Genomic DNA, 23,025 nt, shown 5'->3' on the forward strand with positions numbered 1-23,025 from the left:
ACGCGGCGAGAGCCGGTGCCGCCTGAACCGCAAGGCCTACCGTCGCCGCAACGTCGTCGAACGCTGCTTCAACCGGCTCAAGCACAACAAGGCCCTGGCCACCCGCTACGACAAACGCGCCCGCCACCACCAGGCGCTGGTCACCCTCGCCTGCCTACGACTCTGGCTCCCCTGACTTTGCGGACACGGCCTAGCGGCCGGCGAACTTCCTGCTGACCGAGTCGTACACGCCCTTGGCCACCGTGCCCAGCCGCGGACCGGCGAGCCAGCCCGCGGTCACCGGGCCGATCGAGGTGTTGGAGACCAGCGCCGGCTTGCCGTCCGCCCCCGCGGCCACCCAGCCGCCGCCGGACGAACCACCGGTCATGGAGCAGCCGATGCGGTACATCGTCGGATCCGCGTCGGCCAGCGACAGCCGCCCCGGCCGGTCCTGGCACTGGTACAGCCGCTGGCCGTCGTAGGGGGCCGCCGCCGGGTAGCCGGTGGCGGTGATGCTCTGCACCTTCGTCACCGCGGGCGCGTTGAAGTCCACCGGCAGCGCACCGCCGACCGTCTCCTGCAGCGACCTGCCGTCGCCGCCCTTCTCCGGCGTCACGTGGATGACGGCGAAGTCGTACGACGCGCCCTGACCGCCCGTCGAACCGCCCTGCTCGATCCACTGCTGCGAGGTCTGCGCCCAGTCGCCCCACCACACGCCGAAGGGGGCCACCTGGTCCCGCGTGGCGTTCTCCAGCTGGGCCGAGCTGCGGCCCGCGTTGTTGTACGACGGGACGAAGGCGATGTTGCGGTACCAGCCGCCCTTCCTGCCGGCGTGCACGCAGTGCCCCGCCGTCCAGACCAGGTTGGACCTGCCCGGGTGGGCCGGGTCCTCCACCACCGTCGCCGAGCAGACCATCGTGCCCTCGGGGGAGTCGAAGAAGACCTTGCCCGACGCCGCCGCGTTGGCGTGGTACGTCGGCTGCACGGCCCGCGCCCGCACCGGCGCCGGCTCCGGGTCCGTGACCCCCTTGTCACCCGAGAGGTCGTTGGCGGTGACGCCCTTGTCGGGGTCGTTGGCCCGGCGCATCCGGTCCGGGTTCCACAGCCCCTTGATGATCGGGTTGATGAAGTCGTCGGCCTGGCGCAGCCACTCGTCCCTGTTCCAGTTCTTCCAGGCGCCGTTCTTCCACTTGTCGATGTCGATCCCGTGCTCCTGGAGCCTGCGCCGCACGTCCTCCGGGATCCTGATCTTGCCGTCGCCGTTCGCGCCCGCAGCGCCGGCGGTCGCGGTTGCGGTCGCGGACGCCTGGCCGTCCGCCTTGCCGTCACCGGAGTTGCAGCCGGTGGCGGTGAGCGCCAGTGCCGCGACCAGCGCCACGGCGGCCGGAACCCGGAGGCCTGCGCGGCGCGCACCTCCCTCTCGGCGCGCGGTGAAGGTCGGCCGTATGAGTCGCATGCTTCTGACTCCCCCTGATGTGGACGAACTCGTCGGTGCGGCCGCGGACCCTCAATTCCGGGCCGGGCCCGGACGGTTCGCGCGGCGAGCAGGAACGGCACCACACATTATGCGGTCGCCGCGCGGGCCCGCCGACGGGATCGCAACGGTTCCGCTACAAGCGGCCTGACCTGGCCGTCGTCCGCAACGGGCGGCCGCTGCGCGCCATGTGCACGGCGGTCCTCCCGTCGCGCGCTCGCGCCAAGGGTGCCGGGGCGGTGCGCTGTTGAAGCCCCGGGTGCGCCCCGGCGCGCACGGATCCGCGAGCCACCCGTAACCGGGGGGACGATCCGCGGTTGTAGCGGGTGGGGTGCCTGCTGCCTGCGTCCGGGTCCCCCGCGCCGGGGCGGCACGCCGCCTCGTCGGTCCAGGAGGACGCCTGGGGACAGCGGGAGGACAGCAAGCGTGACCGTGACCGAGTCTGCGCCCGGAGGGCCCGCGTCCACCGGGGCGCGCGCCGCCCACGAGGGGATCCTGCGGCGCCAGTCGGCGCGCGAGTCGGCGGCGCGCACCTACGCGCGTGCCCTGCCGATCGTCCCGGTCCGCGCCCGCGGGCTCACCATCGAGGGCGCCGACGGCCGGCGCTACCTGGACTGCCTCTCGGGCGCCGGGACCCTCGCCCTCGGCCACAACCACCCCGTCGTCCTGGAGGCGGTCCGCGCGGTCCTCGACTCGGGCGCCCCGCTCCACGCCCTCGACCTCGCCACCCCCGTCAAGGACGCCTTCGTCACCGAGCTGTTCGGCACCCTGCCGCCCGGACTGGCCGACCGGGCGCGGGTGCAGTTCTGCGGGCCCGCCGGGACGGATGCGGTGGAGGCCGCATTCAAGCTGGTCCGGGCCGCCACCGGCCGCACCGCGATGGTCGCCTTCACCGGCGCCTACCACGGGATGACGGACGGCGCCCAGTCCGCCTCCGGGCATGCCGGCGACGTCCGCGTCGCCCGCCTGCCCTACCCCCAGGACTACCGCTGCCCCTTCGGCGTCGGAGGAGCGCGCGGCGCCGAACTCGCCGCCCGCTGGACCGAGTCCGTCCTGGACGACCCCAAGTCCGGCGTCCCCCTGCCGGCCGGGATGATCCTCGAACCCGTGCAGGGCGAGGGCGGGGTGATCCCGGCACCGGACGACTGGATGCGGCGCATGCGGCAGATCACCGCGGACCGCTCCGTCCCGCTCATCGCCGACGAGATCCAGACCGGGGTCGGCCGCACCGGAACCTTCTGGGCGGTCGAGCACAGCGGCGTGACACCGGACGTGATGGTGCTGTCGAAGGCCATCGGCGGAAGCCTGCCGCTGGCCGTCGTCGTCTACCGGGACGACCTCGACGTCTGGGCCCCCGGTGCCCACGCCGGAACGTTCCGCGGGAACCAGCTCGCCATGGCCGCGGGCACCGCCACGCTCGCCCACGTCCGCGAGAACCGCCTCGCCGAGCGGGCCGCGTCGCTGGGCGCCCGCATGCTGGCCCGGCTCCGGGGCCTCGCGGACGAGTTCGCGTGCGTGGGCGAGGTGCGGGGGCGCGGTCTGATGATCGGGGTGGAGCTGGTGGACCCCGAGGCGGCCGTGCCGGAGCCGAGAGCGGGGGAGGCCGCGGACGGCGTCCGGGAGGGCGAGCCCGCCGGCACCAGCCCGGACGGGGCCCGCGGGCACGCCCCCGCCGGAGGCGGCGCGGGAGGGCCCCGGCCCGCGGCACCCGAACTCGCCGCCGCCGTGCAGCGGGAGTGCCTCCGCCGCGGTCTCATCGTCGAACTCGGCGGACGCCACAGCGGTGTCGTACGCCTGCTGCCGCCCCTGACGATCAGCGACGAGCAGGCGGCCGCCGTGCTCGACCGGCTGTCCGACGCGATCGGGACGGTGGCCCGCGACGGGTACCTGCACGAGAGCGCGGGCGTCCGGGACCGGCCCCGGACGCCCCGGCAGCCGCCGGGCCATCCGGCCGCCCGGGCGCGGGCGCGGACGCCCGGACGGGAGCAGACGCGGGAACAGGCCGGCGCGGGGGACGCGGAGGGGCCGGGCCCGACCGCCGGGAGGACACCGCGCCCACCCCGCGACGACAGCACGCCCGGAGCCCCCGTACACCCCGCACGACCCACCGAGGACCTGCTGTGAACGCCATCCCCGCACCCGACGACGGCCGCTCCCACGGCAGCCGGAACACCACCGACACGGTCCCCCACCAGTGGGGTGGAGCACCGGACACGGACCCGTGGGACCGCCCGGCCGCGTCCCCGGCCGCCGACCCCGCGGACCCACTGGACCACCCCGACCCGCACACCGCCGCCCAGGCGGCCGCCACGGAGAACCTGCTGCGCTGCTGGGTGCGCGAGACGGGCACCACCGCCCCGGCCGACGGCACCCTCCGCCTGGCCTTCCCCTCCACCGGCACGGCCCTGCTGACCCCGGTCCGCCACTGGTCCGCGACGGGCTGGCACCGCTTCGGCCCGCCGCGCCTGGCCGGCACCGCGGAGGACGCACCGGCGGCCGACGCACTCACCGTCGCCGCGCTCATCGCCCGGGAAGCCGGTGCGGGGGCCGGTGCAGGCCCCCGCACCGGCGGCCACGCCGTCGACCTGGTCGCCCGGGTCGCGGACTCCGTGCGCCGCACCGCCGCCTTCCTCGCCGACCGCAGGGCACACCCCACCGACGTCGCCGACCGCTTCCTCGCCGCCGAACAGGCCCTGCTCCTCGGGCACCCGCTGCACCCGACGCCGAAGAGCCGCGAGGGGCTGACCGAGCAGGAGACCGACCGGTTCTCACCCGAGTCGCGAGGGTCCTTCCCGCTGCACTGGCTCGCCGTCCACCGCTCGGTGCTCGCCACCGACTCGGCCTGGACCGAGCGCGGCCGGCCCGTCCCCGCCGAAGTGCTCACCGCCCGGCTCGCCGGGGAGTCGCTCGCGCTGCCCGACGACTGCGTCGCCCTGCCGCTGCACCCCTGGCAGATGCGCGAGACACGCCACCGCCCCGACGTGTCCGCCCTGTTCGACGCCGGACTCCTGCGCGACCTGGGCGCCGAGGGCCCCGACTGGCACCCCACCTCCTCCGTGCGCACCGTCCACCGCACCGGTGCCGCCGCGATGCTGAAGCTGTCGCTGGGCCTGCGCATCACCAACTCCCGCCGGGAGAACCTCCGCAAGGAACTCCACCGCGGCGCCGAGGTCCACCGCCTGCTGCGCGCCGGGCTCTCGCCGCGGTGGCGGGCGGCCCATCCCGGCTTCGACGTCGTCCGCGACCCGGCCTGGATCGCCGTCGACTCCCCGGACGGGACGCCGCTGCCCGGGCTGGACGTGATGATCCGTCACAACCCCTTCGGCCCGGCCGACGACGTCTCCTGCGTCGCCGGGCTCGTCGCCCCGCGGCCCCGGCCGCGCCCCGGCTCCTCCACCCCGGTGCTGCGCTCCCGGCTGGACGAACTGGTCACCGGGCTCGCCGCCCGCACCGGCCGCCCCCGGGGCGCGGTGTCCGCCGAGTGGTTCCTGCGCTACCTCGACCAGGTGGTGCGCCCGGTGCTGTGGCTCGACGGCGAGGCGGGCATCGCCCTGGAGGCCCACCAGCAGAACACGCTGGTCCTGCTGGACGCCGACGGCTGGCCCACCGGCGGCCGCTACCGCGACAACCAGGGCTACTACTTCCGCGCGTCCCGGCGCGCGGACCTGGACGCCCTGCTGCCCGGCATCGGCGAGCACAGCGACACGTTCGTGGCGGACGACGTCACGGACGAACGATTCGCCTACTACCTCGCCCTCAACAACGTGTGCGGACTCGTCGGCGCCTTCGGCTCCCAGGGCCTCGCCGACGAGGGGCTGCTGCTCGCCGCGTTCCGCAGCTTCCTCGGCGACGCCGCCTCCGGTCCGTCCCGCACCCGCTCCGGCCTGCCCGCACTCCTGCTCGACTCACCGTCCCTGCGCTGCAAGGCCAACCTGCTGACCCGGCTGCACGGCCTCGACGAACTCGTCGGCCCGGTCGACACCCAGTCCGTCTACGTGACCCTGACCAACCCGCTGCACACCTGACCACCCGACCGGAGTCCCGGGCGGCCGTGCCGTGCCCGGCCGGCGGGCGCTCACCCCGCCCGGGGCCCACCCCTGAGGCCCGCCTCATCCCGTCTCCCCGAAAGAAGCGCGTCATGCCTCCCACCGACTCCGCCGCCGGACACGCCTCTGCACCGGGACTCGCCCCCGGTACGGCCCCCGGCGCGGTGCACGGCGGCAGCACTCCCGGAGCCGTACGGAGCACGACCCGCACGACCGTCCGCACCGCGGAGCCGGGCCCCCGGGACTCCGACAGCGAGGACACCCTCGACCTGCGCCTGCCCGAGGACTTCGTCGCGCTCTTCACCGAGACGACGCGGACCGGCGGCCTGTCCCGTGACGACCTCCTCGACGACGTCGGCGACTGGGGCCCCGTCGACACCCCGGCCGGCGCCTTCCAGCTGGTCCCGGTCCGCATCGACCGGGACCTGCCCCTGATCAACCGGTGGATGAACGATCCCGCCGTGGCGGAGTTCTGGGACCTCGCGGGGGCCGAGAGCGTGACCGAAGCCCATCTGCGGGCACAGCTCGACGGCGACGGGCGCAGCGTGCCCTGCCTCGGACTGCTCGAGGACACTCCGATGAGCTACTGGGAGATCTACCGGGCGGACCTCGACCCCCTGGCCCGCCACTACCCCGCCCGCCCGCACGACACCGGCGTCCACCTCCTGCTCGGCGGCGTCGCCGACCGCGGACGCGGCCTCGGCCGCACCCTGCTCCGGGCCGTCGCCGACCTCATCCTGGACCGGCGCCCCGCCTGCGGCCGCGTCGTGGCGGAGCCCGACCTGCGCAACGCCCCCTCGGTCGCCGCGTTCCTGACCGCCGGCTTCCGCTTCTCCACGGAGATCGACCTGCCCGCCAAGCGGGCAGCTCTCATGGTCCGGGACCGCCCCCTGCGCGACCTGCTGTGACGGGGCGGTGAGCGGGGAGCCCCCCGGCGCGGCCGGTCCTGCCGTCGGGACCGGTGCCGCGCTTGCGCGAACGTGCGGCGGGGCGTGCCGATGCGGTGCTCCGGGGAGGGTGCGACGCTTTCCGCCGCCGGACCGCACCTGGGCGACCACCGGGCGTTTCTGCGGGCCCGCGACGGCTCACGTCCGGCACCGGACCGTTCCGGCACCGCTTCGGACCGTTCCAGCCCGGCCCCGGACCGTAACGGATCGCCCACGGCCCCGGTCCGCGCCTCGGCCACCCACCTGTCAGTGCCGGGTCGTAGGGTGGTCGCGCTATGACGAAGCCCTCCCTCCCCGAGCTCCTGCACGCCGCCGTCACCTCCGTCGGCGGCACGGAGCGCCCCGGCCAGGTGACCATGGCCCAAGCCGTCGCGGACGCCATCGACGACGGCTCCCACCTGCTGGTCCAGGCCGGCACCGGCACCGGAAAGTCCCTCGGCTACCTCGTGCCGGCACTCGCGCACGGGGACCGGGTCGTGGTCGCGACCGCGACCCTCGCACTGCAGCGCCAGCTCGTGGAGCGGGACCTGCCCCGCACCGTCGAGGCGCTGCACCCGCTGCTGCGCCGCCGCCCCGAGTTCGCGATGCTGAAGGGCCGGTCGAACTATCTGTGCCTGCACCGCCTGCACGAGGGCATGCCGCAGGACGAGGAGGAGGGGCTCTTCGACCAGTTCGAGGCCGCGGCGCCCACCAGCAAGCTGGGCCAGGACCTGCTGCGTCTGCGCGACTGGTCCGACGAGACCGAGTCCGGCGACCGCGACGACCTCACGCCCGGCGTGTCCGACCGGGCCTGGGCACAGGTCTCCGTCTCCTCGCGCGAGTGCCTCGGCGCCTCCAAGTGCGCGTACGGTGCGGAGTGCTTCGCCGAGACCGCCCGCGAGCGGGCCAAGCTCGCCGAGGTCGTCGTCACCAACCACGCCCTGCTCGCGATCGACGCCATCGAGGGCGCGCCCGTCCTCCCGCAGCACGAGGTGCTGATCGTGGACGAGGCGCACGAACTGGTCTCCCGGGTCACCGGGGTCGCCACCGGAGAGCTCACGCCGGGCCAGGTCAACCGCGCGGTGCGCCGCGCCGCGAAACTGGTGAACGAGAAGGTCGCCGACCAGTTGCAGACCGCGGCCGAGGGCTTCGAGCGCCTGATGGAGCTCGCGCTGCCGGGCCGCCTGGAGGAGATCCCCGAGGACCTCGGCTACGCCCTGCTGGCCCTGCGGGACGCCGCCCGCAACGTCATCTCGGCGCTCGGTTCGACCCGCGACAAGTCCGTCCAGGACGAGGACGCCGTCCGCAAGCAGGCCCTGGCCTCCGTGGAGACCGTGCACGACGTCGCGGAGCGCATCACCAACGGCTCCGAGTGGGACGTCGTCTGGTACGAGCGGCACGACCGCTTCGGCGCGTCCCTGAGGGTCGCCCCCATGTCCGTGTCCGGGCTGCTGCGGGAGAAGCTCTTCACGGACCGCTCCGTGGTCCTCACGTCCGCCACCCTCAAGCTCGGCGGCGACTTCAACGGCGTCGGCGCCTCCCTCGGCCTCGCCCCCGAGGGCACTCAGGGCGACGAGGTGCCGCAGTGGAAGGGCGTGGACGTCGGCTCGCCGTTCGACTACCCCCGGCAGGGCATCCTCTACGTCGCCAAGCACCTGGCCCGTCCCGCGCGCGACGGCGACCGGGCGGACATGCTCGACGAGCTGACCGAGCTGGTCCAGGCCGCCGGCGGCCGTACTCTCGGCCTTTTCTCGTCGATGCGGGCCGCCCAGCTCGCCGCTGAGGACCTGCGCGTCCGCATCCCCGAGTTCCCGATCCTGCTCCAGGGAGAGGAGACGCTGGGCGAGCTGATCAAGAACTTCGCGGCCGACCCCAGGACGTGCCTGTTCGGCACCCTGTCCCTCTGGCAGGGCGTGGACGTGCCCGGCCCCAGCTGCCAGCTGGTCGTCATGGACAAGATCCCGTTCCCGCGCCCGGACGACCCGCTGATGAGCGCCCGCCAGAAGGCCGTCGAGGACGCCGGCGGCAACGGCTTCATGGCGGTCGCCGCCACCCACGCGGCGCTGCTGATGGCGCAGGGTGCCGGTCGCCTCGTGCGGGCGTCGGGGGACCGGGGCGTGGTCGCCGTACTGGACCAGCGGCTGGCCACCGCCCGCTACGGCAGCTATCTGAAGGCGTCCCTGCCGGACTTCTGGTACACCACCGACCGTCAGCAGGTGCGCAGGTCGCTGACCGCGATCGACGCCGTGGCACGCCAGGCCGAGGACGGCGCGGGGGAGACGGCGGCCCCGTGACCGCGGGGGCGTGACGAATGACGGCCCCCGCGAGCCGTCCTGCTTCCTGTGCATGATGCGGCACAGCACAGGACCCCGGAACCGGCGCAGGGGTTCCGGGGCCCGGTCGGGAGGCGGATCGCAACCGTCGCGTGATCCGCACGCCCCGCGGCGCGGAGCGGCCGACCGCCGGGGCACCTGGCCCGCGGCGCACGGCCGAGGGGCTCAGACGCGCCGCAGGACGGCCACCACCTTGCCGAGGATGGTCGCGTCGTCGCCGGGGATCGGCTCGTACGCCGCGTTGTGCGGGAGCAGCCAGACATGGCCGTCCTCGCGCTTGAAGCGCTTCACGGTGGCCTCGCCGTCGATCATGGCGGCCACGATGTCGCCGTTCTCCGCGACCTGCTGGCGGCGGACCGTGACCCAGTCGCCGTCGCAGATGGCGGCCTCGATCATGGAGTCGCCGACGACCTTCAGCACGAACAGCTCGCCGTCGCCGACCAGCTGCCGGGGGAGGGGGAAGACGTCCTCGACGGACTCCTCGGCGAGGATCGGGCCACCGGCGGCGATCCGGCCGACGAGCGGGACGTAGGACGCGGCGGGCTTGCCGACGGTGTCCGTGGGCTGCAGCGTGGCGGCCTGGTCGGAGCCGCGGACCTCGTAGGCACGCGGGCGGTGGGGGTCGCGGCGCAGGAAGCCCTTGCGCTCCAGTGCCATCAGCTGGTGCGCGACCGACGAGGTGCTGGACAGGCCGACCGCCTGGCCGATCTCCCGCATGGACGGCGGGTAGCCGCGCCGCTGGACGGAGTCGCGGATGACCTCGATGACCCGGCGCTGGCGATCGGTGAGTCCCGAACTGTCGGCCCGGATACCTGGAGGTCGGCCCGGCAGGGAGCGCTTGTGCCCCTCGGGATTCATGGCTTCGTTCATCGCATGCACCGGCTCGAGTCGGCCCTGGGAGCGGTCCTGGGCAGTGATGGTGGCACTGTCTGCGGTGGTGGTCACGTCGGCCCCTCTCGATGGTCTCCCTGCTGCACAACGGTAGATGCTTTCGAAAGGTTGCGCCAAACACACGTTCGAGTGAAAAACCGTGAACCGAGTGACTTGATCATGTGTCTGGGTGTATCGCTAACGCGGCACCTGGCGGATAAAAGATCCCATTGTTGTACCCTTCACCGCCGGGGCGGCGGCCTCGTGGGCGACGCCCCAGTCTGCCACCCGGCGCTCCGTCAAGAGGCTGCCGGTTCCCGTCTGCCCGGGAGTCCCACGCGTCCTCCGTGCGGCGCCCACGGTATCTCCGTGAGTGCCGCACGGGCGCGGAGCCGCACGCGCGTGTTGTCCGCGACGCGGCGGGCACCTGTCGGATGCGTCCATCCACGCGACACGCGTTCTCAGCTCGATGTATGCACCAATCCCCACATGTAGTGGTTGGATGGCTACAGTCGCCCACAAGTTGTGGTCCCCCCGGTCTTCGAGTCGCCGGAGATCGCCTATGCTTGGGGCTGCTTCGCGGGGCTCCTGAGCCCGGCGGGGCTATTGAGTCTGCTGTGAGGAGGGTTGGAGCCCATGCACTGCCCCTTCTGCAGGCACCCCGACAGCCGTGTGGTGGACAGTCGTACGACCGACGACGGCACGTCGATCCGCCGGCGCCGCCAGTGCCCCGACTGCTCCCGTCGCTTCACGACCGTGGAGACGTGCTCGCTCATGGTGGTCAAGCGGTCCGGAGTCACCGAGCCCTTCAGCCGCACCAAGGTCATCAACGGCGTGCGCAAGGCGTGCCAGGGACGCCCCGTCACCGAGGACGCCCTCGCCCTGCTGGGCCAGCGGGTCGAGGAGGCGGTGCGGGGCAGTGGAAGCGCCGAGGTGGCCGCCCACGACGTGGGGCTCGCCATACTCGGCCCCTTGCAGGAGCTCGACCTCGTCGCCTTCCTGCGGTTCGCCTCCGTCTACCGGGCGTTCGACTCGCTCGAGGACTTCGAGGCCGCGATCGAGGAGCTCAGGGACGGGACGCGACACCCCGCCGCGGAGGACGACGGTGACGACGCCGTCGCGGGGAGCCAGGAGGACGACCGCGGGCACGGAGGGACGGCTGAGGTCCCCGTGCCGGCAGGCGCCGCCGACTGACCGGAGGACCGGCCCGGACCCACGCGTCCGGACCGGCCGGCCGGCGGCGAGGAAGACCGGTTGCGGGCGACATCGACAGGGGTGCCCGCAGCACCAGACAGAACACCGTGTCTCGGAACATCGGGGCACTTCAGGGCGTTCACGCCCGTACAGGGAGGCGGCATGACAGAGACGGCGAGCGGTCCGGCACGAGGTTCCCGCGCCAAGGGCGGCAAGGCGGGGAACAAGGGGCTGCACATCGAGCGCGTCCACACCACCCCCGGCGTACACCCGTACGACGAGGTGAGCTGGGAGCGCCGTGACGTCGTCATGACCAACTGGCGCGACGGCTCGGTCAACTTCGAGCAGCGCGGCGTCGAGTTCCCCGACTTCTGGTCGGTGAACGCGGTCAACATCGTCACCAGCAAGTACTTCCGCGGTGCCGTCGGCACCCCGCAGCGCGAGGTCGGCCTGAAGCAGCTGATCGACCGCATCGTGAAGACCTACCGGAAGGCCGGCGAGGACCACAAGTACTTCGCCTCGCCCGCCGACGCCGAGATCTTCGAGCACGAGCTGGCCTACGCCCTCCTGCACCAGATCTTCAGCTTCAACAGCCCCGTGTGGTTCAACGTGGGCACCCCGCAGCCGCAGCAGGTCTCGGCCTGCTTCATCCTGTCCGTCGACGACTCCATGGAGTCGATCCTCGACTGGTACAAGGAAGAGGGAATGATCTTCAAGGGCGGCTCCGGCGCCGGCCTGAACCTCTCCCGCATCCGCTCCTCCAAGGAACTGCTGTCCTCCGGCGGCAACGCCTCCGGCCCGGTCTCCTTCATGCGCGGCGCCGACGCCTCCGCCGGCACCATCAAGTCCGGCGGTGCCACCCGCCGCGCCGCCAAGATGGTCATCCTCGACGTCGACCACCCCGACGTGGAGGACTTCATCGAGACCAAGGTGACGGAGGAGAAGAAGATCCGCGCCCTGCGGGACGCGGGCTTCGACATGGACCTGGGCGGCGACGACATCACGTCCGTCCAGTACCAGAACGCCAACAACTCCGTCCGCGTGAACGACGAGTTCATGAAGGCCGTGGAGCAGGACGGCATGTTCGGCCTGCGCGCGCGGATGACCGGCGAGGTCATCGAGGAGATCGAGGCCAAGTCCCTCTTCCGCAAGATGGCCGAGGCGGCCTGGGCCTGCGCCGACCCGGGCATCCAGTACGACGACACCATCAACCACTGGCACACCTGCCCGGAGTCCGGCCGGATCAACGGCTCGAACCCCTGCAGCGAGTACATGCACCTGGACAACACGTCCTGCAACCTCGCCTCGCTGAACCTGATGAAGTTCCTGAAGGACGACGGCAAGGGCAACCAGTCCTTCGACGTCGAGCGCTTCTCGAAGGTCGTCGAGCTGGTCATCACCGCGATGGACATCTCGATCTGCTTCGCGGACTTCCCGACCGAGAAGATCGGCGAGAACACCCGCGCCTTCCGCCAGCTCGGCATCGGCTACGCCAACCTCGGCGCCCTGCTGATGGCGACCGGCCACGCCTACGACTCCGACGGCGGCCGCGCCCTCGCCGCCGCGATCACGTCGCTGATGACCGGCACCGCGTACAAGCGCTCCGCCGAGCTGGCCGCGGTCGTCGGCCCGTACGACGGCTACGCCCGCAACGCGCAGCCCCACCAGCGCGTGATGAAGCAGCACTCCGACGCCAACGCCGTGGCCGTCCGCATGGACGACCTCGACACCCCCGTCTGGGCCGCTGCCACCGAGGCATGGCAGGACGTCCTGCGCCTCGGTGAGAAGAACGGATTCCGCAACTCCCAGGCGTCCGTGCTCGCCCCGACCGGCACCATCGGCCTGGCGATGTCCTGCGACACCACCGGTGTCGAGCCGGACCTGGCGCTGGTCAAGTTCAAGAAGCTCGTCGGCGGCGGTTCCATGCAGATCGTCAACGGCACGGTCCCGCAGGCCCTGCGCCGCCTGGGCTACCAGGAGGAGCAGATCGAGGCGATCGTCGCCCACATCGCCGACCACGGCAATGTGATCGACGCCCCGGGCCTCAGGCCCGAGCACTACGAGGTGTTCGACTGCGCCATGGGCGAGCGTGCCATCTCCCCGATGGGCCACGTCCGCATGATGGCCGCGATCCAGCCGTGGATCTCCGGTGCCATCTCCAAGACGGTCAACATGCCGGAGTCGGCGACCGTCGAGGAGGTCGAGGAGATCTACTTCGAGGCCTGGAAGCTCGGCGTCAAGGCGCTCGCGATCTACCGGGACAACTGCAAGGTCGGCCAGCCGCTCTCCGCCAAGAAGAAGGAGGACGAGAAGGCCGAGGTGACCGCGAAGACCGAGGCCACGATCCGCGAGGCCGTGGAGAAGGTGGTCGAGTACCGCCCGGTCCGCAAGCGCCTCCCGAAGGGTCGTCCCGGCATCACCACCTCCTTCACCGTCGGCGGTGCCGAGGGCTACATGACCGCCAACTCCTACCCGGACGACGGTCTCGGCGAGGTCTTCCTGAAGATGTCCAAGCAGGGCTCGACCCTCGCGGGCATGATGGACGCCTTCTCCATCGCCGTCTCGGTGGGCCTGCAGTACGGCGTGCCGCTGGAGACGTACGTCTCCAAGTTCACCAACATGCGCTTCGAGCCGGCCGGCATGACGGACGACCCGGACGTGCGGATGGCGCAGTCGATCGTCGACTACATCTTCCGCCGCCTGGCGCTGGACTTCCTGCCCTTCGAGACGCGCTCCGCGCTCGGCATCCACTCCGCCGAGGAGCGCCAGCGTCACCTGGAGACCGGCTCCTACGAGCCGATCGAGGAGGAGCTCGACGTCGAGGGTCTCGCCCAGTCGGCGCCGCGCCAGACGGACCTGAAGGCCGTCGCCGCACCGCAGGCCGAGCCCGTCGCGCCCGCGGAGCCCGTCCGGAAGCAGGCGCACACCAGCGCCGAGCTGGTGGAGATGCAGCTGGGCATCCAGGCGGACGCCCCGCTCTGCTTCTCCTGCGGCACGAAGATGCAGCGGGCCGGCTCCTGCTACATCTGCGAGGGCTGCGGCTCGACCAGCGGCTGCAGCTGACCCTGAACACCCCCCGGGTGCGAAGCACCTGACCAGGGCGGTGGCCCCGATCCATCGGGTCCACCGCCCTCGGTGTTCACGGGGGCGCCGACCCGTGGCCGGCGTCCTCCCTGCCGGCCGGACCTGCGGAACCGCCTGCCTTCCTGGATCCGCGCATCCCCCGGCACCGCTCGCCCGGCGAACCCCGGGCTCACGGCAGGCCGAGCCCGGCAGGTGAGCCGACCGACGCCTCCCCGACCGCGTCCGCCCGGCGCCGGGCCGCCCGCCCCGCCGAACGTCCGGGCGGGTGGGGCGCAGGCCGTGGCCGGCGCCCCTGGTGCGCGCTGCCGCGGCGTGTCCGGGCGCGTACGGACCCCGCTGCCCGGTCCGCGCTACGACCGGTGGACGCTGCCCATGACCCGGGTGAACGTCTCCGGGTCGCCGTCGAAGCCGTGCAGGCCGGGGCGGAAGGCCCAGGTGCCCGACTCGTCGCGGGCGAACTCCGCCACGGCCGCCGCCGTCGCCCCGAGCACACCGCCGAAGTCGTCCTCCGCCAGGACCGTGTACCCCTCGCGGATGCGCAGCCCGGGACCGAGCACGTTGACGAAGGTGCGGTGTCCCGCGCCCTGCTGGATCACGACGCCGACCACCACGCGCGCGTACCGCTCGGAGAGCCGGTCCAGCTCCAGCGTCATGATCTCGTCCCAGCCGAAGCCCCGGCCGTCCTGGCTGTCGCGGTTGAGATAGATCGTCCCATCGGGGGAGCGGCTGTCGAAGTGGACCACGTACGCGGGCGGACCGTGCGGGTCGTCGACCGCGTACGTGGCGGCGACGATGTCCAGATCCGTCGGCGGCTGTCCCGCCGGACTCGGATCCCACTTCAGAGCCACTTCAGCCTTGCGGATCCCCTTGCTGAGCCCGCTCACCAGACTCCCCCTCCTGCGGTCGCCGTGCCTCCCCCTGCCCCAACTGCCCGGCATCAGGGGCTTGTTGTCCATCGTGCCACGTACACGGGGTCACCTGCGCGGGCGCTGTCCCCGCGAGAGTGACCAACGCCACGGTCCCTGGCCTTACGATGGCGCGGTGCTGGTCAAGTGGACTCGCTGCACCGTGGTGGACCGCCGCGGCTTCGAACGGGGGCAGCGGAAATGGGCGGGGCTTCTGGGGGAGCCGGGGTTTCGGGGGCAGGGCGGCGGCTGGAGCCGGATGCGGCCGCAGGTGGCGCACACCGTCACCTTCTGGGAGAGCCGTGCCTTCTACGACTCCTTCATGGCCCGCTCCCATGACCGCCTGGCGGTCGCGCAGGCGGGCACGTTCAAGGACGCGCAGGTCAGGCTCTTCGACCATCGTTTCGACGTGAAGACCGGCTTCGAACCCCGCTTCACCGACGCCGACCTGCTCCGGGTGGCTCTCTGTCGCGTCCACGAGGAGCGGGCCGAGCACTTCACGCTGATGCAGGAGAAGGTCTGGAACCCGGCGATGGCGGGCTCGCCCGGCATGGTCCGCGGCCTGTTCGGCGAGGCCCCGGGCAGCGAGTTCCTGGTGATGTCGATGTGGAAGTCGTCCGCCGAACACGGAAAGTACCGCACCGAACGCGTGGAGCGACTGGCGTTGCGCGCCCAGACGGAGGCCGACGTCGCGCACATAACGGGCGACGTCGTCGCACTCGAACCGGGCTGGACCGTCTGACCGCCGCGCGTCGTGGTGCGCCACGGGGGCGCGAGGGTGTGCGCTGTGTGGCGCGCGGTGCACGATCCGTGTGACGTACGCCGTACGGAACCGCTTCGAGTCTTCGATCCGCGGTCGCCCGATCTAGTGTTCTGGCATGGCACGACCACGGCGCATCGTCCTTGTCCGGCACGGCGAGTCAACGGGCAATGTTGATGACACCGTGTACGAGCGCGAACCCGATCACGCACTGGCCCTCACCGAGCGCGGCCGTCGCCAGGCCACGGAGACCGGCAAGGAGCTGCGCGAGATCTTCGGCAGGGAGCGCGTCAGCGTGTACGTCTCCCCGTACCGACGCACCCACGACACCCTCCGCGCCTTCCACCTCGACCCCGAGCTCATACGGGTCCGCGAGGAGCCCCGGCTGCGCGAGCAGGACTGGGGGAACTGGCAGGACCGCGACGACGTCCGGCTGCAGAAGGCCTACCGGGACGCCTACGGCCACTTCTTCTACCGCTTCGCCCAGGGGGAGTCCGGGGCCGACGTGTACGACCGCGTCGGCGGCTTCCTGGAGAGCCTCTACCGCAGCTTCGAGGCCCCCGACCACCCGCCCAACGTGCTCCTGGTGACGCACGGCCTGGCCATGCGGCTGTTCTGCATGCGCTGGTTCCACTGGACGGTCGCCGACTTCGAGTGCCTGTCGAACCCCGGGAACGCGGAGATGCGGATGCTCGTTCTCGGAGACGACGGCAAGTACGGCCTCGACCGGCCGTTCGAGCGCTGGCGGCAGCCCGAACCGTACGGGATCACTGGATAGAGTGGCAGAGCGATGACCCCTGATTCCTCTTCTGTGGAGCGCCTGGAGCGCGCCCTGGCCAGCCTGCGCGGTCTCGCGGTGGGGGACGCGCTGGGCTCGCAGTTCTTCGTCCCGGTGAACTACCCGCTGCTCAAGCGCCGCGAGCTGCCGCCCGGCACATGGCAGTGGACCGACGACACGGAGATGGCCGGCTCCGTCGTCGCCGTCCTCGCCTCCCACCACCGCATCGACCAGGACGCCCTCGCGCTGTCCTTCGCCACGAACCACGACTTCGACCGCGGCTACGGCCCCGCCGTCAACCGCCTGCTCCGCCTCGTCCGCGAGGGCGGCGACTGGCGGGAGCTCGCCGCCGGCCTCTTCAAGGGCCAGGGCTCCTGGGGCAACGGCGCCGCGATGCGCATCGCCCCGCTGGGCGCCTGGTACGCCGACGACCCCGAGCAGGCCACCCACCAGGCCGAGATCTCCGCCTACCCCACCCACCAGCACCGCGAGGCCGTCATGGGGGCCATGGCCGTCGCCGCGGCCGCCGCCCTCGCCGCAGCTCCGGGCGGTCCGCCGAGCGCCGGTGCGCTGCTCGACGGGGTCATCGCCCTCGTACCGTCGAGAAGCGCCGTCGGCGCCGGGCTGCGGCGTGCCAGGGACATGCTCGACTACGCCGACGCGGGCACCGTCGCGGCCGTCCTCGGCTGCGGGCGGCGCACGACCGCCCACGACACCGTGCCCTTCGCCCTCTGGTCGGCCGCGCGGGCCCTCGGGGACTACGAGGAGGCCTTCTGGACGACGGCGCAGGTCGGCGGGGACGTCGACACCACCTGTGCGATCGTCGGCGGCGTGCTCGCCGCGGGCAAGGCGGGCACCCCGCCCGGTGACTGGGTGGGGCGGACGGAGCTGCTGCCGGAGTGGGTCCCGACCGCGCCGTGAGTCGACGGCCGCCGCGCCTGACGGCCGGCCGGTGAGGTGACTTGCTGTCATGTCGGTTCTCCCGGCGTCGTGTTGCCGGATCGACGAGCGAGGGGTGAGCCCGTCCTGCGACTCCAGCACTCTTGCGTATGTGCGTTGGCACATGGTGGTGCTCGATTCGGGCCTCGAAGGGCGCTCCCGGGTGGGCGCCGGTCATGCCTGGATTCCTCCCCGAGAGTGACCTGCTCGATTTCTCTGATGTATGGGTCGGTTGGGTGGCGCCGAGGGCGCCTCGAGCGGCTCGCCGCCGAGGTCGAACGCGCCTCGGTCGCTGCGTGCGGGGCGACGATCCGCCGGTCGTGATGTGCAGGTGTGAATGAGGTGACGAGCCGGCGGCCGGATGCGTGAAGGCGGTCGGCGCCGCCGTCGGCGAGCACTCCGGCGCCCGGCCGGAAGCCGGTGGAGGTGCCGAGGACGACCAGGGTGTCGCCGCCGGATCGGAGCGGCGTAGGCTGAGTACGCCATGCCGTACGAACCACCCACCCACACCGTCGAGCGCTCCCTCCGGGCCACGACCGGAGCGAAGGTCATTGCCGGTGTCGACGAGGTGGGGCGCGGCGCCTGGGCCGGCCCGGTCACCGTCTGCGCGGCGGTCACCGGACTGCGTCGACCGCCCGACGGGTTGACCGACTCCAAGCTGCTCACCGTCAGGCGGCGCACCGAACTCGCCGGCGAACTCCAGAAGTGGGTCACGGCGTACGCCCTCGGGCACTCCTCTCCCGAGGAGATCGACGCGCTGGGCATGACCGCGGCGCTGCGGCTCGCCGCGGTGCGCGCACTGGAGCAGCTGCCGGCCCGGCCCGATGCGGTCATCCTCGACGGCAAGCACGACTACCTGGGCGCTCCCTGGACGGTCCGCACCGTCATCAAGGGCGACCGGTCGTGCGTGGCGGTCGCGGCGGCCTCGGTGATAGCCAAGGTCCAGCGCGACAAAATGATGGCCGAACTGGGTGTCGACCATGCAGACTTCGGGTTTGCGGCCAATGCGGGCTATCCGTCGCCCGTGCACAAGGCCGCGCTGGAGGAGCGGGGACCCACCCCGTACCACCGGCTGTCGTGGGCGTATCTTGATGGGCTGCCCCAGTGGCGGCACCTGAAGAAGGTCCGCGTGGGGCCGGACGGAGGCGTTCCGGAGATCGAGGGTCAGCTCGGCTTCGACTTCTGACGGTTCCACTCGCTCGGATGTGCCACCCGCCTGCGCGAGCCGCACCAACGTTTGATAAACATCAGCCCATGCCTCTCCTTCCCGAGGAGCCTCAGATTCACGAGAGTGTCCAGGGTCCCCGCGTCGCTCCGGCCACCGGCCGCACCGCGCCGACCCCTCGTCCCGTACCCGGTCCCCGCCCCGCGGCCCCTTCGCGGCCCGGTCGTCCCGGTCCCCGGCCCGCGCTGCCGACGCAGCGCGCCGCGCGGGAGTCGGGCGCGGCCAGGCCCGGAGCGCCGGCCCCGGCCGCCGCGGCCCCGCAGATCCAGCTGATCCCCGCATCCGCCGAGGGGGCGCTCGACGCCGCCGAGGAAGCCGTGGACCTGCTGCTCGACTCCGGTCGTGCCCCCGGCGACGTGCTGGTGGTCACCACCGGTGAGTCGCACCCGTGGGCCGCCCACGAGCTGTCCTTCGGCGAAACCGCCTACTGGGCGCAGCACGACGCGGGCGACGACGTCTTCTACGCGGACGCCGCCCACGTCTCCCGCGCCGGGACCCGGCCCGTGGTCGTGGTCGCGATCAACGGCGGAGCTGCTTCCGCCACCACCGCCCTGCCCGTGGCCCACACTCGAGCCGGCAGCCTGCTGATCGTCTGCGGTGACCCGCAGCAGATCAACTCGGCGCTCGGCGCGGGCGTCTGAGCCGCTCGCCGATCGGCCGGGGAGGCGGCGCGTCCGGTTCGGCCGCCGGTTCCCGGCGGGTGTGAGGTCCGGAAGGCGCCCCCCGGTCGCCCCGCTCAGCGGTCGCCGAGGCATGCCCGGGAAGTCCCGGGCAGCGGAAGCCGCCTCTGCGTCGGGGGTCGGGGGCCGTGCGCGTCGGCGGTCGGGGGCCGTGCGGGCGACGGGCTCGTGCCAGGTCCGGGGGAGACGCGCCCGGTGCCGTGTGACTGCCCCCGGTCCCGCCGCCGAGCCCCGTCCGCGGGGTCGTCGCGTGAGTGCGCCGGTGCTGCGGCCTGGGCCTCCGCGGAACTCCACCGGTCCGTCGCCGCCCGACGGGTGAGGACCACCGGATCGTCGCTGCCCGACCGGTCGGGGCGTGCCGTGTCCCGCCCGCGACGCGGATCCGGCGCACCCGACGGGGCGCGCGGTGCGGGGGAGGCCGTCCTGGAGCGGACCGGACCGGAGGGCTGTCCTCGCGGTCAGCGGGCGGCAGCGCGGCGCAGCACTTCGGAGGCGGCACCACCGGTACGCGGCAGCGGGAGCGGAGCGTCGGCGGAGCCCATCGGCTCCGGTGTCGAGTGGGCGTTGGGCCGTCGGCCGCCCCGGTCCTCGCCGAGCACCTGCCAGCCGTCGCGGGTGAGCGTGATGTACGCCCCGCAACGCAGTCCGTGCAGTGTGCAGGCGTCGCGCAGGCCCCACATCCACGCACCGTCCTCCTCCGTCCAACGCCCGTCGCCCTCGCGGCAGTGCAGCAGCACGGCGGTGCGCACCGGGGTGCGGCGCCGCAGATCGTGCGGGATCACCCGGCGCAGCTGGGCGAGCAGAGCGTTGCGGAACATCCAGCCGTCGGCCGGTGCCGGCCGCCGGACGAAGGACGCGCTGGCGCGCAGGCGCTCGTCCGGGTCGAGGACCGCCAGGACGACGGTCGCGGGCCTGGGCTCGTGCCGGGTGTGCAGTCCGCTGACGACCTCCCGCGGGTTGCGCAGCAGAGGGATGCCCGCGGCGGCCCACTCCGCGGGTTCGAGCACACGATGGGCGGAGGCGGCGGACGACGACAGCGATGCCGCCGAGGACGGAGCGAGTCCGAAGGTCACGTTCCTCCCTTCGGCTACGCGCCCACACTGCGGGCGGGGTCGGATTCGGGAGCGCACACCGCAGCAGAGCCCTACCTGATCACGGCCGGGCCGAGCGGGGAGCGGACCTCAATTCTTCCTGTCGAACTGGGATGCGGCAACGAGCAATTGGGGCCACGGGCCGTTATCGGGCGAGCCGTGGCTTATATCCCTACCCAGTGCGTCACCGACCGACGCCCGGCTTCGCCGATCCCGTCCGTTCCTACGGCATGCGGGCACATGCGGTCCAGAGAACCGCACACACGGTGATCGCAGCCACCCGGCGCGTGCACCACCGTACTGCCGGGTGCGCCGCATCCGGGCCGAGGTGCGACCCGGCCCGCCGGGAGCGCCCGCACCCGGCGGACGGCTGCGGGTGCCGGTCGGGAGGACGCGCCCCCGATCCGGCGTGATCACGAGGGTCCCCGCGGCTCGCGACCCCGCCGGACTCACCCCTGGACGGCCAGAACCAGTGGCAGCACCGCCTGGGCGCCCGACCGTCTGAGCAGGCGCGCCGCGACGGCCAGGGTCCAGCCGGTCTCGGTGCAGTCGTCCACGAGGAGCACCGGTCCGGGCTTCTCCGCGAGGGCGGCGGCCAGGGCCGGGGGCACCGTCAGCGTCCCGTCCAGCGCCTTGAGCCGCTGGGCGCTGTTGCTGCGGGGCACGCGGTGCGCCTCGCCGGTGTACTCCACCGTGCCGAGCAGGGGCAGCCGGCCCACCTCGGAGATGTGCTCGCCCAGCGACCGGACCAGCCGGGGGCGGGTGCCCGAGGCCACGGTGACAACGCCGACAGGACGGGGCTGCCCGTCCGCCGCCCCCGAGGCCCAGCCGCCCGGCCCGCGGGCCCAGTCGGCCAGGACGTCCACCACGGCTCGTGCCACGTCCTGCGGCACGGGGCCGTCGGGGGCCTGCGGTGCGAGCATCGGCCGCAGCCGGTTGCCCCAGCCGATGTCCGACAACCGTCCCAGGGCCCGCCCCGGCGCGGCCTGCTCCGCGGGCGGGATGCGCCCCTTGAGGTCCACCCCGATCGCCGGAAGCCCGGTCGGCCACATGCGGCGCGGCTCCACCTCGACCCCGGGGCGGCCGAGGTCCGCGCGCGCGGCGTCCACGGCCGACGCCGAGGTGTCCGCGGTGAAACGGGCCCCCGCGCAGTTGTCGCAGCGACCGCACGGCGTGGCGGAGTCGTCGTCGAGCTGACGCTGCAGGAATTCCATGCGGCAGCCCGTCGCCGTCGCGTAGTCGCGCATCGCCTGCTGCTCGGCCTTCCGCTGCCGGGCCACCCAGGCGTAGCGCTCGGCGTCGTACGACCACGGCCGGCCGGTCGCGATCCAGCCGCCCTTGACGCGCCGCACCGCCCCATCCACGTCGAGGACCTTGAGCATGGTCTCCAGCCGGGAACGCCGCAGCTCCACCTGCGGCTCCAGGGCCGGGAGCGACACCGGTCCCTGCGCGCGGGCGAGCACGTCGAGCGTGCGGCGCACCAGATCCTCCGACGGGAAGGCGAGCGAGGCGAAGTACTCCCAGATCGCCTCGTCCTCCCTGCCCGGGAGGAGCAGTACTTCGGCGTGCTCGACGCCGCGGCCGGCCCGGCCCACCTGCTGGTAGTAGGCGATGGGGGACGACGGCGACCCGAGATGCACGACGAAGCCGAGGTCGGGCTTGTCGAAGCCCATACCGAGGGCCGAGGTGGCGACGAGGGCCTTGACCCGGTTGGCCAGGAGATCGTCCTCGGCCTGCTGCCGGTCCGCGTTCTCCGTCTTGCCGGTGTAGGAGGCGACGGCGTGGCCGCGGCTGCGCAGGAAGGCGGTCACCTCCTCGGCGGCCGCCACGGTGAGCGTGTAGACGATTCCGGATCCCGGCAGCGCGTCGACGTGGTCGGCGAGCCAGGCCATGCGGTGGGCGGCGTCCGGCAGTGCCAGCACGTTGAGGCTGAGGCTCTCCCGGTCCAGCGGACCGCGCAGCACCAGGGCGTCCGAGGTGCCGCCCGTGCCCAGTTGCTCGGCCACGTCCGCCGTCACCCGCGCGTTCGCGGTCGCGGTGGTCGCGAGGACGGGAACGTCCGGCGCGAGATCCGAGAGCATGGTGCGCAGGCGCCGGTAGTCCGGGCGGAAGTCGTGGCCCCAGTCTGAGATGCAGTGGGCCTCGTCCACGACCAGCAGCCCGGTGGCGGCCGCGAGCTTGGGCAGGACCTCGTCCCGGAAGTCGGGGTTGTTGAGCCGCTCCGGGCTGACCAGCAGGACGTCGACCGCGCCCGCGGCGATCTCGCCCTGGACTGCGTCCCACTCCTCGGTGTTCGCCGAGTTGATCGTGCGGGCGTGGATGCCGGCGCGGGCCGCGGCCTCGACCTGGTTGCGCATGAGCGCGAGCAACGGGGAGACGATCACGGTGGGGCCGCCGCCGCGCGCCCGCAGCAGCGCGGTGGCCACGAAGTACACGGCGGACTTGCCCCAGCCCGTGCGCTGGACGACCAGCGCCCGCCGGTGATCGGCCACCAGCGCCTCGATGGCCCGCCACTGGTCCTCGCGCAGCCGGGCCGTGCCCGTGTCGTCCCCGACGAGGCGGGCCAGAACCGCATCGGCCGCCGTCCTGAGGTCCGCGTTGCTCGTGTGCTCCATGCGTTCCATACAACAGGATCGGACGGACAGGCGGCGCCGCGGCTGTGGATCGAGGACGGGCGACGGTTGCTGTTCCCCAGCCCCGGGGCGTGATTGACGTGCTCACGGCTGGAGTTGTCCACAGGC

General features: G+C 73.0%; 16 protein-coding genes and 1 pseudogene. 12 read left to right on the forward strand and 5 right to left on the reverse strand.

Annotated features, from left to right (window positions below):
- Positions 1 to 175 (forward strand): annotated as a pseudogene (locus P3H78_RS06635) (IS5/IS1182 family transposase); the annotation flags it as partial.
- Between the two features lie 15 nt (positions 176 to 190).
- Here P3H78_RS06635 and P3H78_RS06640 read toward each other — a convergent pair.
- Entirely contained in the window at positions 191 to 1,435 is a 1,245-nt protein-coding gene (locus P3H78_RS06640; RefSeq protein WP_276107866.1) for a trypsin-like serine peptidase, read from the reverse strand.
- A 444-nt stretch (positions 1,436 to 1,879) separates the two neighbouring features.
- On the opposite strand from P3H78_RS06640, the gene P3H78_RS06645 reads away from it, so the two are divergent.
- The 4 genes from P3H78_RS06645 to P3H78_RS06660 all read left to right on the forward strand — a co-directional run bounded on the left by P3H78_RS06645 (position 1,880) and on the right by P3H78_RS06660 (position 8,719).
- Positions 1,880 to 3,577, forward strand: a complete 1,698-nt coding sequence (locus tag P3H78_RS06645) for a diaminobutyrate--2-oxoglutarate transaminase family protein (protein WP_276107867.1) — start codon at positions 1,880 to 1,882, stop codon at positions 3,575 to 3,577.
- A gap of 5 nt (positions 3,578 to 3,582) precedes the next feature.
- Positions 3,583 to 5,478, forward strand: a complete 1,896-nt coding sequence (locus P3H78_RS06650) for an IucA/IucC family protein (RefSeq protein ID WP_438827926.1) — start codon at positions 3,583 to 3,585, stop codon at positions 5,476 to 5,478.
- Between the two features lie 113 nt (positions 5,479 to 5,591).
- Entirely contained in the window at positions 5,592 to 6,407 is an 816-nt protein-coding gene (locus P3H78_RS06655; RefSeq protein WP_276107869.1) for a GNAT family N-acetyltransferase, read from the forward strand.
- Positions 6,408 to 6,721: 314 nt separating this feature from the next.
- Complete coding sequence (locus tag P3H78_RS06660) at positions 6,722 to 8,719, forward strand: ATP-dependent DNA helicase (protein ID WP_276107870.1); 1,998 nt, start codon at positions 6,722 to 6,724, stop codon at positions 8,717 to 8,719.
- 204 nt (positions 8,720 to 8,923) lie between these two features.
- Here the strand turns inward: P3H78_RS06660 and lexA are convergent, their stop codons facing one another.
- On the reverse strand, positions 8,924 to 9,703 hold the full coding sequence (gene lexA, locus P3H78_RS06665; RefSeq protein ID WP_276107871.1) for a transcriptional repressor LexA: 780 nt from the start codon (positions 9,701 to 9,703) through the stop codon (positions 8,924 to 8,926).
- A gap of 561 nt (positions 9,704 to 10,264) precedes the next feature.
- On the opposite strand from lexA, the gene nrdR reads away from it, so the two are divergent.
- Both nrdR and P3H78_RS06675 read left to right on the forward strand, forming a co-directional pair.
- Complete coding sequence (gene nrdR / locus P3H78_RS06670; protein WP_276107872.1) at positions 10,265 to 10,822, forward strand: transcriptional regulator NrdR; 558 nt, start codon at positions 10,265 to 10,267, stop codon at positions 10,820 to 10,822.
- 162 nt (positions 10,823 to 10,984) lie between these two features.
- A complete protein-coding gene (locus tag P3H78_RS06675; RefSeq protein WP_276107873.1) occupies positions 10,985 to 13,885 on the forward strand; it encodes a vitamin B12-dependent ribonucleotide reductase in 2,901 nt (966 codons plus the stop codon).
- A gap of 371 nt (positions 13,886 to 14,256) precedes the next feature.
- Here P3H78_RS06675 and P3H78_RS06680 read toward each other — a convergent pair whose 3' ends face one another.
- The gene (locus P3H78_RS06680; RefSeq protein ID WP_276107874.1) at positions 14,257 to 14,790 is read right to left on the reverse strand and encodes a TerD family protein; all 534 of its coding nucleotides are present in this window, start codon (positions 14,788 to 14,790) and stop codon (positions 14,257 to 14,259) included.
- A gap of 157 nt (positions 14,791 to 14,947) precedes the next feature.
- Here P3H78_RS06680 and P3H78_RS06685 point away from each other — a divergent pair, with 157 nt between their 5' ends.
- From P3H78_RS06685 to P3H78_RS06705, 5 genes are all read left to right on the forward strand, one after another.
- Complete coding sequence (locus tag P3H78_RS06685) at positions 14,948 to 15,553, forward strand: YdbC family protein (RefSeq protein WP_276107875.1); 606 nt, start codon at positions 14,948 to 14,950, stop codon at positions 15,551 to 15,553.
- A gap of 136 nt (positions 15,554 to 15,689) precedes the next feature.
- A complete protein-coding gene (locus P3H78_RS06690; protein WP_276107876.1) occupies positions 15,690 to 16,349 on the forward strand; it encodes a histidine phosphatase family protein in 660 nt (219 codons plus the stop codon).
- A 12-nt stretch (positions 16,350 to 16,361) separates the two neighbouring features.
- Complete coding sequence (locus P3H78_RS06695; RefSeq protein WP_276107877.1) at positions 16,362 to 17,270, forward strand: ADP-ribosylglycohydrolase family protein; 909 nt, start codon at positions 16,362 to 16,364, stop codon at positions 17,268 to 17,270.
- A 502-nt stretch (positions 17,271 to 17,772) separates the two neighbouring features.
- A complete protein-coding gene (gene rnhB, locus P3H78_RS06700; RefSeq protein WP_276107878.1) occupies positions 17,773 to 18,474 on the forward strand; it encodes a ribonuclease HII in 702 nt (233 codons plus the stop codon).
- Positions 18,475 to 18,542: 68 nt separating this feature from the next.
- Positions 18,543 to 19,154 carry a hypothetical protein gene (locus P3H78_RS06705; RefSeq protein ID WP_276107879.1) on the forward strand — a complete coding sequence of 204 codons (612 nt, stop codon included), beginning with the start codon at positions 18,543 to 18,545 and terminating at the stop codon, positions 19,152 to 19,154.
- A 497-nt stretch (positions 19,155 to 19,651) separates the two neighbouring features.
- Here the strand turns inward: P3H78_RS06705 and P3H78_RS06710 are convergent, their stop codons facing one another.
- Together P3H78_RS06710 and P3H78_RS06715 are read right to left on the reverse strand one after the other, a co-directional pair.
- Positions 19,652 to 20,266, reverse strand: coding sequence for a hypothetical protein (locus P3H78_RS06710; protein ID WP_276107880.1), 615 nt, complete (start codon positions 20,264 to 20,266; stop codon positions 19,652 to 19,654).
- 467 nt (positions 20,267 to 20,733) lie between these two features.
- Complete coding sequence (locus tag P3H78_RS06715; RefSeq protein ID WP_276107881.1) at positions 20,734 to 22,899, reverse strand: RecQ family ATP-dependent DNA helicase; 2,166 nt, start codon at positions 22,897 to 22,899, stop codon at positions 20,734 to 20,736.
- Between the last annotated feature and the right edge of the window lie 126 nt (positions 22,900 to 23,025).

This window comes from Streptomyces tropicalis (assembly GCF_029269835.1).
Classification (GTDB): Bacteria; Actinomycetota; Actinomycetes; order Streptomycetales; family Streptomycetaceae; genus Streptomyces; species Streptomyces tropicalis.